At 67.4% G+C, this 13,014-nt stretch carries 12 protein-coding genes and 2 pseudogenes; 10 read left to right on the forward strand and 4 right to left on the reverse strand.

Annotated elements, in window-relative coordinates; translation table 11 throughout:
* Positions 1 to 49: 49 nt before the first annotated feature.
* Positions 50 to 577: a DUF6244 family protein gene (locus GSF22_RS03570; protein ID WP_208811275.1), complete on the reverse strand. Its 528-nt coding sequence runs from the start codon at positions 575 to 577 to the stop codon at positions 50 to 52.
* Between the two features lie 320 nt (positions 578 to 897).
* Here GSF22_RS03570 and GSF22_RS03575 point away from each other — a divergent pair.
* Positions 898 to 2,065 (forward strand): annotated as a pseudogene (locus GSF22_RS03575) (IS3 family transposase).
* A 19-nt stretch (positions 2,066 to 2,084) separates the two neighbouring features.
* Complete coding sequence (locus GSF22_RS03580; protein ID WP_208811276.1) at positions 2,085 to 2,897, forward strand: hypothetical protein; 813 nt, start codon at positions 2,085 to 2,087, stop codon at positions 2,895 to 2,897.
* A 159-nt stretch (positions 2,898 to 3,056) separates the two neighbouring features.
* Here GSF22_RS03580 and GSF22_RS03585 read toward each other — a convergent pair whose 3' ends face one another.
* Positions 3,057 to 4,079, reverse strand: a complete 1,023-nt coding sequence (locus GSF22_RS03585; RefSeq protein WP_208811277.1) for a hypothetical protein — start codon at positions 4,077 to 4,079, stop codon at positions 3,057 to 3,059.
* A gap of 453 nt (positions 4,080 to 4,532) precedes the next feature.
* On the opposite strand from GSF22_RS03585, the gene GSF22_RS03590 reads away from it, so the two are divergent.
* The gene (locus GSF22_RS03590) at positions 4,533 to 6,542 is read left to right on the forward strand and encodes a hypothetical protein (RefSeq protein ID WP_208811278.1); all 2,010 of its coding nucleotides are present in this window, start codon (positions 4,533 to 4,535) and stop codon (positions 6,540 to 6,542) included.
* A gap of 31 nt (positions 6,543 to 6,573) precedes the next feature.
* Positions 6,574 to 6,969, forward strand: coding sequence for a hypothetical protein (locus tag GSF22_RS03595; protein WP_208811279.1), 396 nt, complete (start codon positions 6,574 to 6,576; stop codon positions 6,967 to 6,969).
* Here GSF22_RS03595 and GSF22_RS03600 read toward each other — a convergent pair.
* Complete coding sequence (locus GSF22_RS03600; RefSeq protein ID WP_208811280.1) at positions 6,956 to 8,230, reverse strand: RNA-guided endonuclease InsQ/TnpB family protein; 1,275 nt, start codon at positions 8,228 to 8,230, stop codon at positions 6,956 to 6,958. The two genes, GSF22_RS03595 and GSF22_RS03600, sit on opposite strands and share 14 nt — an antisense overlap.
* Before the next feature lie 13 nt (positions 8,231 to 8,243).
* Here GSF22_RS03600 and GSF22_RS03605 point away from each other — a divergent pair, with 13 nt between their 5' ends.
* From GSF22_RS03605 to GSF22_RS03620, 4 genes and pseudogenes are all read left to right on the forward strand, one after another.
* Positions 8,244 to 8,432, forward strand: a complete 189-nt coding sequence (locus GSF22_RS03605; protein ID WP_208811281.1) for a type II toxin-antitoxin system Phd/YefM family antitoxin — start codon at positions 8,244 to 8,246, stop codon at positions 8,430 to 8,432.
* 42 nt (positions 8,433 to 8,474) lie between these two features.
* Positions 8,475 to 9,324: pseudogene (locus GSF22_RS03610) on the forward strand (IS5 family transposase); the annotation flags it as partial.
* A 289-nt stretch (positions 9,325 to 9,613) separates the two neighbouring features.
* A complete protein-coding gene (locus GSF22_RS03615) occupies positions 9,614 to 9,892 on the forward strand; it encodes a hypothetical protein (RefSeq protein ID WP_208811282.1) in 279 nt (92 codons plus the stop codon).
* A gap of 29 nt (positions 9,893 to 9,921) precedes the next feature.
* Positions 9,922 to 10,977, forward strand: coding sequence for a hypothetical protein (locus tag GSF22_RS03620; RefSeq protein ID WP_208811283.1), 1,056 nt, complete (start codon positions 9,922 to 9,924; stop codon positions 10,975 to 10,977).
* A gap of 1 nt (position 10,978) precedes the next feature.
* Here the strand turns inward: GSF22_RS03620 and GSF22_RS34450 are convergent, their stop codons facing one another.
* On the reverse strand, positions 10,979 to 11,476 hold the full coding sequence (locus GSF22_RS34450) for an NUDIX hydrolase (RefSeq protein ID WP_307803699.1): 498 nt from the start codon (positions 11,474 to 11,476) through the stop codon (positions 10,979 to 10,981).
* Between the two features lie 235 nt (positions 11,477 to 11,711).
* Between GSF22_RS34450 and GSF22_RS03630 the strand changes: the two genes are divergently transcribed.
* Together GSF22_RS03630 and GSF22_RS03635 are read left to right on the forward strand one after the other, a co-directional pair.
* Positions 11,712 to 12,374 (forward strand): pentapeptide repeat-containing protein, encoded by a 663-nt coding sequence (locus GSF22_RS03630; protein WP_208811284.1) that lies wholly within the window; start codon positions 11,712 to 11,714, stop codon positions 12,372 to 12,374.
* Between the two features lie 15 nt (positions 12,375 to 12,389).
* Positions 12,390 to 12,953, forward strand: coding sequence for a kinase (locus tag GSF22_RS03635; RefSeq protein WP_208811285.1), 564 nt, complete (start codon positions 12,390 to 12,392; stop codon positions 12,951 to 12,953).
* Positions 12,954 to 13,014: the final 61 nt, after the last annotated feature.

A 13,014-nucleotide genomic window follows, 5' to 3' on the forward strand; every position in this document is an offset into this window, starting at 1 on the left:
CTGGTGGGAGCAGGGGCGGGGCTGGCCGGTAGATGACCGCCAGCCCTCATCAGTTTCCCAACGACCCCAACTGCCGCGCCTCCGCGATCGCCGCTTCAATGGCCTGCCGGGCGCCGCCGGTGCGCTGAACGACCAGCACCAAGACCTGCTTGATGCTGTCCAGGGCCTGCAGCAGCGGCCCGGGCTGCCCGCCCTGCAGGACCATGGCGACGAGTTGCTGCGCCTCACCGACTCCGGTGATGGCCCCGGCCGCCGCATCGCGCGCAGCGTCCACGGCGCTCTGCACGGGCGCCAGTCCGGCGATTGTCTCCTGCGGGGTGGCCTCGTTCGGCACCGCCGCGGTGGCCTTCGTCGCCTCCCCGATCGAACCGGCAAGACTTCCCAGTCCGCCCTGGATGCTCGTGATCGCGTTGCGTACCCGGGCCACGCCCGCCGCCACGGTGACGAAGCCGGCGCCCGCGGCCCGCAGCGCCACCTCCTGCGCCTGGCTGTCGGCGGCGGCCGTCAACCCCTGCGCGCGTTCGACGCCGGTCATCAACGCGCGGAGCTCACCGGTGATCTTCTCGATGTGCGACACGTAGCCGGCATCCCCAATCGATGACAGTGAGAGTGCTCGTCAGCTGAAACTACCGGGCTCTCTCCGGGGCCACCAGACACCAGTAAGGCGGTCGGCACCGCAGGCAGCCGCTGCGGCGGGGGCAGTCGCATGAGCAGCTTCCGTCTCAGGTTCCCGCCGACCTGGATCCCTGTCAGCGCCATGGCGGGGGGCACGATGGGGGGTGAAGTTGCCAGCGCCCGTGGGAATCATCTGTGGTGATGCGAAGCTGTGGGTCTGCTGCACCGACAGGTGACATCTGAGTTGGCTTGCCCTGTGGGGCGAGCTGGAAGGATGTCGCTGTGCCCAAGCCTTACCCCCGTGAGTTCCGCGACGACGTCGCGCGGGTTGCCCGTGACCGTGGTGCCGGTGTGACGGTGGAGCAGGTCGCGAAGGACTTCGGGGTGCACCCGATGACGTTGTCCAAGTGGCTGCGTCAGGCCGACGTCGAGGCCGGAACGAGGCCCGGCACGACCAGCAGCGAGTCGGCCGAGCTGCGGGAGGCCCGCAAGCGGATCAAGCTCCTCGAACAGGAGAACGAGGTCCTGCGCCGGGCTGCTGCCTACCTGTCGCAGGCGAACCTGCCGGGAAAAGGCTCTACCCGCTCGTGAGCGAGCTGGCCGCCGGCGGGATCCCCGTGGCGGTGACGTGCCGAGTACTGAAGATCGCTCGTCAGCCTTACTACCGGTGGCTGGCCCGACCAGTCACGACTACCGAACTCACCCAGGCGTACCGAGCCAACGCGCTGCTTGACGCCCACCGTGATGATCCGGAGTTCGGCTACCGGTTCCTGGTCGACGAGGCCCGGCACGCGGGACAGTCGATGGCCGATCGGACCGCGTGGCGGATCTGCTCCGGCAACGGCTGGTGGAGCGCGTTCGGCAGGAAGCGTCGCGGCAAGGGCGGCAAGCCAGGCCCGCCGGTGCACGACGACCTGGTCTGTCGGGATTTCACCGCCGAGGGCCCGAACCGGCTGTGGCTGGCCGACATCACCGAGCACCACACCGTTGAGGGCAAGCTGTACCTGTGCGCGATCAAGGACGCCTGGTCCCACCGGATCGTCGGCTACTCCATCGACTCGCGGATGAAGTCCCGCCTGGCCGTCGCCGCGCTGGACAACGCCGCCGCCAGGCGGGGTGCCCTGGCCGGCTGCATCCTGCACACCGACCGGTTGAACCCGGGCAATTCCGGTCCAGGAAATTCGTCCGCGCCCTCAACCGCCACCGGATGGTCGGATCGATGGGCCGTGTCGGTGCCGCAGGCGACAACGCCGCCATGGATCCTTCTTCAGCCTTCTGCAGAACCGTCCTGAACCGGCGATCGTGGGCCACGCGCCAGCAACTCCGGATCGCGATCGTGACCTGGATCGAACGGACCTACCACCGCCGCCGACGGCAACGGTCCCTCGCGCGGTTGGCCCCTGTCGAGTTCGAGACCATCATGACCCCACCGGCCAGTCAGGCCACGTGACTACACCTGTCACCTATCGGTGCAGCAGACCCTGGGGTTAGATCATGCGGTGATTGATTGGCGCTCGGTGCGGGACCTGCGGGGCGACAGTGGCGTCATCATCGAGATGCTGCTTGGCCAGCTTGCACGCCAACCCGATGACGCCGTATGGAACGAGGTCGAAGGCCGGCTCGTTGTCGAGGCCGAGTGTTTCTGCTCGGCTGGGATCGCCGCGCTCCCTGAACTCAGCCGACTGGCCCGTTCGGCCACCGACGACGATAGGGATCGAGCGCTGAGGCTGGCCGCAGTGATCGTGCGAACCTTGCATCGGCACCATCAGCACGACGACCTGGTACGGATAGATCCGGAGGCTATCGCGGCGCTGCAGCGTATCGCCCGAGCACGGCTGGCTGCCTGCATCGGTCCCGGATTGGTCCAGCGGATGCAGGACAGTCTCGCGTTTGCCGGCTACACCTTCTGGGCCTCGATCAGCCTGGACTTCACCGATGAGCACTACCGGCTCGGCTGCCCGCATTGCACAACCCGCCTGGCGATCGTCATCGGCGACTACGGTCACTACGCTGCGTTCCGCGACTACAACGACGGCGACATCAGTCGAGTTCCGCTCCATCCCGCCTCGCCTCAGGAGCTGACCGAACCCGGTCGATGGATGTACGACACAGCCATCGCAGGCGGCGACATGACCCTCGCTGGCGGCCTCACATACCTGTTCGGCCGGGCCACCTGCAGCACCTGCGGCAGTACGTTCAGCCTCCCCGACTGGCTCGAGGCCGAGAACAGCCCCAGTCAGCCCATCGACCCGATCGTGCCCCGAACCGATCGCTCGACCTGACACACAGACATCCCATCCAAGACACCAAGCTGCCCCTCGATCGCCTGCGAGGCGAAACGACGACGCCATCATGATCCTGCCGGCACCGAATTCCTCGGGCCCGGAACGACACCCCTCCAGCCGACGACATTCGACATCCGCTACCCCACCGCCAACCGATCAGAGGCCGTCAGCGGCCACCCGTCGGGCCAGGTCCTCGGCTACCGACTCCACGACTGCTCTCGACGGCTCCACCCAACGGTCGAAGCGGCCAGCGACCGCGAGTTCGATCATGTCCTCCCGGCCGGTGGACGCGACGCCGGCCGCGTCGAGAAACCAGCCGAGCACGGTCATACAGCAACCGTGCCACTCGGACTCGTACTGAGTGCGGTCACCGACCGCGGTCACCAGGTGGGCAACCGCGCGCTCCCATCCGTCCAGGTCGTCGGCGGCAAGTGGCAGGAACCGGTCGAACCGCTCCGCCACATCGTCGAGCCAGTGGCGCCACTCCAGCAGGGCCGCAGAGATCGCGGTCGTGGTCGCTTCCGGCGTGGTGACCGAGTGCGAGAAGCAGCACCAGGAGCCCACCGGGCCACCATCGAATTCGCCCTCACCGACCGACCAGCGCCAACCCACCGCCCACCAGCCGTACCGGTCGACAAGCCCGGCCGACACGTTCTCCAGCCACAGATCTCGGAGACGCCAGTCGGCTGCGGGTGACGGGAGTTCGGACGCCGCGACCAGATCACTTACCGCCGACCGGACCGTGTCCGGGTCGAAGAACCGGTCCCGAGGGTCGGTGTCCGCCCAGCTCAGCTCACTCGGATAGGGCAGACGGCGGTCCTGATGCGCGGGGTAGATGGTGATCCGGCCGTGGCCCTGAACAGCCCGCCAGGCCGGCGGTTCGCCCGTACCGTCCACTCCCGCCGGGGCCGCCGCTACGAAGCGGCCGCGCGCATCGGTGGAGAGCTCCACCAGCAGTTCGTGCCAGGCCACCACGGCGTCGGCGAGGCGGGCCAGCGTCTCCCCCGGTGTCGTCACTTCAGGACGTTGCGCCCGCCAGAGCGGAATGACCCCGCGGTCCTGGTAGTTCTCCATCGCGACGGTGTACCGCCAGCCCACCACCCAGTCGCCCAGGTGCGCGACAAGCGCCTCCGTCATCCGGTCGTACCAGAAGTCGACGAGCCGCCAGTCGGTCCCCACCGGCGGGACCTCGGCTGCCGGGGGTAACTCCCGTACCAGCTCCACGACACGGGCAGGGTCGAACGCGGGCCGCGCGGCGGGATCGACGTCTTTCCAGGTGAGTTGCCAGAAATCGGGGAGACTGACCTGATCAGTATTCACCCTCGCCCCCTACGACAGCCGGCAGCTTAGCGGGTCCGCTCTCCCCTCGCCGACCCGTGGCCGACCAGGACCACCCAGGCCTGCCGGTGCCCAGGAGGGCAACCACGGCGTGAGCCGGGATCTGCTCGACGGCGCCACCAGCCAACTGGCGGGGGTGCTGACCGCCGGCTCGGCACCCTACCGCCGTAGGCGAATCCGGTCGACTGACCGCCGGCCACTGGCGCCCGTCCTTGACGGTACGGACAGCCGGAAATGCGTTTCTCCGATTGCAGGCACTCCATAGGATCTCCGGTGATCAAGGAGGGCGACACGGTGGGCGATTTTCAGCAGTTCGTGACGGATGTGACTATACGTCTGTCCGCGATGTCCAAGGGCGAGTTGTACGTCGTCGGCGACGGTCTCGACCGGGACTCACTCTGGCTCACCTTTCTCGATTCCTTCCCCGCCGGCACCAATCTCCGGTTCCGTGAGCGGTCCGAGTACGACTGCTCGACCTGCCGCGGGTTCATTAAGAACTTCGGTAACACCGTGGAGATCCACAACGGACAGGTTCGCTCCGTCTGGTCCGGGGTGTCGGTCTCCGACCCGGTCTTCTCCGTCGTCGCCGCTGCTCTGGACGATTTCGTTCTGTCGCTGCCGTTGTCCACCATCTTCCGGTCCGGTCAGGCGCAGTACGGGACGAGGACGACCCGGACGCTGCGCGACGGCCAGGTCGAGGTGTGGCACCACCTGCACGGCCGGGTGGAGAATCGGCATCGCACCGAAGACGTCGGCGCGGCACAGGGCAACTTTGACGCCGCGGTGCAGGTCTTCCAGCGTGGTCTGGCCGAGTTGACCCAGCACGCTCTGGACACCGTCGTCGACCTGATCGACGACAACGCCCTCTACCGCGGTACGGAGCATCGCCGGTCGGTGACCGAGTTCCGCTCGCTGCGGAACCGGTGGACCCAGGCCACCGACCGACGTGCCTTCGTCTTCGCCAACGCCATGAATCCGGCGGCACGCTTCCGCAACACGGTGATCGGCACCCTCGTCCAGGATCTCTCCGCGGGCGTCGACCTGGAGCAGGCGGTCCGGTCGTTCGAGACGAAGGTGGCACCGCAGAACTACCAGCGCCCCACGGCGTTGATCACCCCGGCCATGGTCAAGGCTGCCATGAAGACCATTGCCGAGTTGGGCATCGAGGAATCGTTGCAGCGACGGTTCGCCCGGCTGTCCGACATGTCGGTCACCAACGTGCTTTGGGTGGACAACGACACACAGCCGCGGATGAAGGACGGCATCGAAGGGCTGCTCATGCAGGCGGCCACCGTGAAGTCGGCAGGTGCGCGCCTTCGTGACGCGAAGCCGGAGGAGATTCCCGTGGTCTCCTTCATGAAGGACATCCTGCCCGACGCCACCACCATCGACCTGTGGGTCGCCAACACCTACGAGCCGCACTTGGTCAGTCTCACGACCGGGCGGCACCCGACTGCTCCGCGGTTGTTCAAGTGGGACAACGATTTCGGCTGGTCGTACGGCGGCAACGTCACCGACTCGATCAAGGAGAAGGTCAAGCGGGCCGGCGGCAACGTCACCGGCAAGCTGCGGGTGAGCCTGTCCTGGTTCAACCACGACGACCTCGACCTGCACGTGTTCGAACCCAACGGCGACCACATCTGGTACCAGGAAAAGCGCAACAAGCTGGACGTCGACATGAACGCCGGCGGGGCGCTCTCCCGCGAGCCGGTGGAGAACGTCACCTGGACCGACCGTGTCCCCGACGGTGAGTACCGGATCGAGGTGAACCAGTACCGCAAGCGGGACAGCACCCAGGTCGGCTTTGTGATCGAGACAGAGAGCAACGGGAAGATCGAGCATTACAGCCACGAGCGCGCGGTCGGCCACAAGGAGACCGTCAAGGTGGGCCGGATGACGGTTACCGGCGGGGTGATCACCGCCTTCCGGCCGGGTGAAGACGTGCAGCCGGGCAGTGCGGGCAAGGAGTTGTGGGGCATCACCACCGAACAGTTCGTGCCGGTGTCCACCATCATGTACTCGCCGAACTACTTTGACGACAATGAGGTCGGCAACCGGCACTACTTCTTCATCCTGAAGGGGTGCGTGAACGACCAGCCGACGCGGGGGATCTACAACGAGTTCCTCCGCAGCGACCTGCAACCGCACCGCAAGGTGTTCGAGGTTCTCGGCGACCGCACCAAGTGCGAGCCGTCCCCGGATCAGCTATCCGGCCTCGGCTTCAGCTCCACGGTCCGCAGCTCCGTGGTCGCCAAGGTGACCATGACCGGCGGCCGGCGCCGCCTCATCAGCATCCAGTTCTGATTCCCTACCCAGAAATCGGAGAGAGGCCATCGTGACCATCTTTGAAAAGGCCACGCGGGAGAAGTTCCGCTACCCGTCGGCCAAGGGACTGCTGACCACGGAACAGTTGTGGGAGCTTCCGCTGACCGCCAAGTCCGGCTTCAGCCTCGATGACGTGGCCAAGGCGGTCAACGCCGAACTCAAGGCCATCGACACCGAGTCGTTCGTGGCCACCGAGACCAATCCGGCCAAGGCAACCTTGGAGACCAAGCTGGAGGTCGTCAAGCACGTCATCGCCGTCCGCCTCGCGGAAGACCAGGCGGCGAAGGCAGCGGCAGCCAAGAAACTGGAGAAGGAAAAGCTGCTGGCAGTCCTGGGCCGCAAGCAGGACGCGGCCCTGGAAAACCTGACCGAGGCAGAGCTGCTGGCCCGCATCAACAACCTTTGACATCCTCTCTGCCCTGAAGGACGGAGATTCCCTCCACGCTGCGCGTGGAACACGCGGCGTCCGGGTGGGTTACCGCTTCTCTGCGCGCCGCCGGGACGAGTCCCGGTCTTACGTGCGCTCCACGGTCGTTGAGGTCCGCCTGTCCAGCGGCCCTGACGTTCTTGGCGGCGTTGACGTCCCGGTCGTGGTGACTGCCGCACGGGCAGTCCCACGCTCGGACGTTCAACACCATCTTCTCGTTGACGCGCCCGCAGTCGGAGCACATGCGGGTGGAAGGAAAGAACCGGTCGACCCGGCCGAAGGTCCGCCCGTACCGGGCGGCCTTGTACTCCAACATGGCCGTGAACGACGCCCAACCGGCGTCGTGCACGGACTTCGCCAGCCGGGTCCGGCCAAGACCGGTCACGCACAGATCCTCGACGTACACCGCTTGGTTCTCACGGATGATCGCCGTGGACAGCTTGTGCTGCCAGTCCCGCCGGGTGTCGGCCACCCGTGCATGGGCGCGAGCGACCTTGGCTACGGCCTTCCTGCGGTTGTTGCTGCCCCGCTGCTTGCGGGACAGTGCCTGTTGCAGCCGTTTGAGCTTGCGGGCGGCGCGGCGCAGGAACTTCGGTGCCGCGACCTTCGTGCCGTCCGACAGCACCGCGAAGTGCGTCAGCCCCAGGTCGATACCCACCTCGGACTCCACCGGCGGCAACGCCTCGTCGGTCACCTGGACGACGAACGAGGCGAAGTGCCGCCCGGCCGCGTCCTTGATGATCGCCACGGACGATGGGTCCGATGGCAGCGTCCGCGACCAGCGAACCGCGAGATCCCCGATCTTCGGCAACCTGAGCCGGCCGTTGTCGAGCACCTTGAACCGGGAGTTCCTGGTGAACCGGATCGCCTGGCGGTTGTCCTTGCGGGACCGGAACCGGGGCGGTGAGACCTTGCGGCCCTTGCGCTTGCCGGTGACCGAGGCGAAGAAGTTGCGGTACGCGGTGTTCAGGTCGGCCAGTGCCTGCTGGAGCACGACCGAGGACACCTCGCCCAGCCACGCCCGTTCCGGGGTCGCCTTGGCCTGGGTGATGATCCGCTTGGACAGCTCGGCGTCCGAGACGTACGGCAAGCCCTGCTCGCGGGCCTCCTGCCGTGCGCGCAGACCGTCGTTGAACACCACCCGAGCGCACCCGAACGCCCGAGCCAGCTCGATCTGCTGGCCGGGCGTCGGGTAGACGCGGAAGTTGTAACGGAGCTGCACGTACAAGTTGTACCACATGTACGATGGCGGAATGGACGAGGCACCCCACGTGGCAGTGAGCGACGCACGCAAAGAGATCGGCAAACTTGTGGACGCGGCCCACTACGCGGGGCGGCACACGATCCTGGCGAAGAACGACGAACCGCGCGCCGTACTCGTTCCGTACCGGTGGTACATCGAACAGCAAGACCGCCAGGTCCAAGGCCCTGCTCGGGCCTAGGTTCTGTCTTGCGGATCATGAGTCTCGCTCGTTAGACCCTGCATGGCGCGAGGTGATCTCACGAACCACGAGTGGGCTGTGCTGGCACCGTTGTTGCCGGCGCAGCCCGTACGGGGTGGGCGGTGGCGGGACACCGGCAGGTCATCAACGCGATCTGCTGGGTGAAACGCACCGGCTCGCTGTGGCGGGACCTGCCCGAGCGGTACGGGTCGTGGAAGACCGCTCACGGGCGGTTCAGCAGGTGGGCGGCGGACGGTACGTGGGCCCGGTTGAAGGCCCACGTCATCGCCCTGGCCGAACTCGACGACGACATCGACGGGAACGCCCCGGTCGACGCCACCACCGCGCGTGCCCACCAGCACGCCGCCGGTGCCCGTAAAGGGGGCTGACCCGCGACGAGTCGCGGGCAGCGCAGGCCATCGGCCGCTCCCGGGGTGGTCTCACCACAAAGATCCACACCCTGGCCGACGGGCGTGGCCGTTGCATGGCCACCCGGATCACTCCTGGTCAGGCAGTCGACACCCGCCAACTGGTGCCGCTGCTCGAACAGGTCCGCGTGCCCCGTCCCGGCGGTGTGGGCCGGCCACGAACCAGGCCTGACTCTCTCACCGGCGACAAGGCGTACTCCTCTCGCGCGAACCGGACCGCACTACGAGGCAAGGGCATCACCACGGTCATCCCCGAGCCCAACGACCAGATCGCCAACCGGAAGCGGCGAGGACGACGAGGCGGCCGACCACCGACGTTCGACACGGTCGCCTACCGGCGCCGTAACCAGGTCGAACGCGGCTTCAACCGGCGCAAACACTGGCGAAGGCTCGCCACCAGATACGACAAGTTGGCCGCACACTTTCAGGCCACCCTCGACCTGGTCGAAACCCTCGATTGGCTACGCGCCGTCTCCGACCACCAAGATCCGCAAGACAGAACCTGGCGGCCCTCCCAGCACGGGCCTTCACCCCCGCCCTGAAGGGCGGAGCACTGGCCCGCAATCCGGTAGCCCGCTGACCATCAGCGTCTGCCAGCAGGCCCGCACATCGCCGAGAAGTACGGTCGCCATGCAAGACTTGCGCGACCAGGCCGGCGACCACGGCCACTTCTCGGCGAACTCACATCGGTACGACAGCGAGCGCGACGCCTTCTCATCGGCGTGATCGCACGCCGTGCGGTGCGATAGGTCTGTGGCGCCCGTGCTGACCGAATCCGCGCTCCGCCACGGGATCGAGGTGCTCCGCCCCGCCGGCGCCGACTCGATCAGCTTACTGCGGCTGCTTGACGTTGCGATGAAGGGTGCGGCTGCGGTCTGGTGGCAGTTTTCGGCGGCAGAGCATCAGGAGAGACGCTCCACCGGAATTCTTTGCCAGGCACTGGTGCGCACGGCGTGCCGATACGGAGATGCCGTGCGAGGTCCGCGCGGCACGGGGCCGCAGCCCGGCCGGCTGGGTGCGGCGATGATCTAGATTGACCTCAGTCGACACGCGGGGGATGCATGACGGTCTTCGGCTGCAGGAGCTGCGACGCCACCCTGACGGTTCCGGTGTCGAGGGTGGCGCTACCCGTCCACGCGGACCAGAAGTACGGAAACAGGCCGGGGTCCCTCGCGCCGGCACTGGAACCCGGCACGTTCGCGGTGAATCCGCTACCCTCCGGTCCGCCATGGCGCCGGTGGGCCGAACTCGAACCCGGTGAGGCCGAGGCCCTCGGCTGGTACGCGCCGAGGATCCGCATCTCCGCCGGGCCGGTCGGCCAGGTGTTGCTCGCCCCGGGAGACGTCCGCGGCGCCGTCATCGACCCGGCGCTCGTCAGCGACTCCGCGTGCTGTGGCATCGACGGCGGCGAGCCCAACATGGTCTGCGCCACCTGCGGCACGCCGGTGGCCATCCGGATCGACGACTGCGGCCTGCGGCAGGCTGTCTGGCTGGCCCCGCTGACCACCCACGTTATCGGGGACGACCTCGGCCCGCACCCGGTGCTCGACTGGGCGGACCTGATCGACCATCGGCCCGGTATCCCGCCGTCCGAACCGGGCGGCGGCTGGCACCCGATGTGGGCAGCCGCCGCAGGCGCGGCGCTGGCACACTTGCTGGCCACCTCGGGCGGCGAACCGATTGTGATCCCGGATCACCAGGTCGCCGACGTCTTCCGGCCCACTCTCGACCGTCTCGCCGGCCCGGGCAGGACGGGGCCGGAGCGCACCCTGGTTCTGGCCGGGCCCGGCCTTCCGGACGCCGACGGCGACCTCGCCCTCATTCCACAACATCCGCAGACCGGCGAACTTTGGCCGGTCGCCCCGCCGGTCAGGCCGGTCCCGCTCGCCTGGGACGCCTGGCGGCACCTCGCGTTCCACCGAGCCCCGAAGCCGGTCGGGCGGTCGGTCCCGATCCCGCCGGAGGCCCCGCTGGCACTGCTCCCGGGTCCCCGGTTCGAGCCGGACGGCCAGATCTTCCTCAGCGTTCTGGCCCGACTACCCGAGGTCGGACAGCCCTGGTTGCGTGCCATCTACGACCGAGGCCGTCCCTACAGCTACACCTTCCACGTCTTCTGACTCAATTTCGGCGCAGCGCGGCCGGTGCGAGCTGCCGAAACTGATCCGAGGATATGAAGCTGCGCAGGACGGGTGCGGCGTTGTGGGCCAGGTCGAGGCTCGGTACTTCGTCTGCGGGTACGAACTGCATCGCCCGGCCCTCGTTCGTTGCGATGTCCTCCGCGTTGGCGTTGGTGGCGGTGCAGTACACGTAGGCGGTGAGCCTTCGGTCGGCGGTGATGCCTGACCAGAAGAGGGTCAGTTCCGTGTCGATGGCGAGGCCGGTTTCTTCGCGCAGTTCCCGTCGTGCGGCGTCCTCTGGTGCCTCGCCGGGGTTGACCAGTCCACCCGGAATGCCCCAACGGTTCGCGTCGGTGGGCGCATGGCCGTCGCGCAGCTGCAACAGCATGGAGCCGTCTGGACGTACGAGCAGAATTCCTGCCGCCTGCATGCCTCGATCTTTCCATGTCACACAGTGAAATCCCTGCAAGGTGAGTTCCTTGAGGACCACCATGACCATTGCTTTCACGGATCTTGTAAACGTCGTGCCGGAGCAAGCGGCCCGCCTCGGCGTCGATTCGGACCGATCGGTAGCGTCGATCGACGCGGCCAGGTTCGACAACCGACCCGCCTGACACAACCGCGGGAAGCTCGACAGCCGTCCAGACTGGGGCAAGTGGAGAAAGAAGTAGACCAGCGACACCGGGAATCGCGGGATGGCGTGACCACCCCGCGCTTGCACACGTTGAGGACATATGCGCACCACCACGATCGGCGACGTGCGCATCCTGCTGCCTGATCTCGACCCAGACGACCTCGACAGCGTGACCGAACTGGGAAACGGCCTCACCGAAGCACTCGTCGAAGGCACATCCTGGCATGGTGTACGGCTCGAGGACTTCTGTATGCGCAGCAGCCGGATCATCGGTGGGGACCTCAGCGAGAGCACATGGGAAGCCGGCAGACTTCACGGCTGCGAGATCACCCGTACCGACTTCTCCGGCGCGCGCCTGACGGGGACCACCATCGACCGGTGCGCGATCACCGGCGCCCGGTTCACCGGCACCATACTCACCGACGTACGCCTGAAGGACGTTCTGTTCGACGGCTGCCGCTTCGACTACGCCACCTTCCAGCGCGTCACCGCCATCGGCTCGGTCGCCTTCACCGACTGCGCCCTCACCAACGCCACGTGGTCGACCTGCCGGCTTCCTGGCATCGCTCTGCGGTCCTGCGGGCTCGACGGCCTGGAGCTGGACTCCTGCCACCTCAACGGCGCCGACCTGCGAAGCAATCGCATCCACGGGCTGAAGACGCCGCTCGACAATCTGCACGGCGTCACCCTCGCCGACGATCAACTTCCTGACCTCACCCAACTGGCCGTCGACGCCCTGGGCCTCATCGTGCGCCACGACTGACTCGGAGGAGGCATCGTGCCCGTTGAACCTACTGGCAGCCCGGACACGATCCTGGTGTGTATCCGGGAGAACTCCGGATCGGGCAAGAGCAGCATCTCCCGGGAGCCACGGCGTCGACACGGTCGGGGCTGCACGCTGGCCGAGCAGGACCATCTGCGCCGCATCCTGCTCCGTGAACGGGACAAGCCCGGCGGCGCGGCCCCCACGCTGATCGCGCAGACCGTCCGGTCCGCGCTGGACCACGGCTACCACGTCGTCCTGGAAGGCACCATACGCACCGACCGCTACCGGGGCGTGCTGACCGACCTCCACGACAGTCACCGAGGGCGGCCGCTGTTCTGCTACCTGGACGTGCCGCTGCCCGAGACCCTGCGCCGGCATCTGACCCGTCCGCAGGCCAGCGAGTTCACCGCCGAACACATGAGCGGCTGGTACGTCGCCCACGACATCCTGGGCTGGCCCGACGAACTCGTTCTGCCGGAGACCACCACGTTCGAGGATGACATCGAGACCATCGCCGCGACCGCCGGGCTGCCCCAGACCGGACGCGACGACGACCTACTGCCCCTCCTGCCGTAAACCCGGACGACAACCACCGCCGTCGCGTTATCGGCCTTGCCCTGGCTCGTCGTCCGTGCGG

The sequence above is a fragment of the Micromonospora echinofusca genome, assembly GCF_017614955.1.
GTDB lineage: Bacteria > Actinomycetota > Actinomycetes > Mycobacteriales > Micromonosporaceae > Micromonospora > Micromonospora echinofusca_A.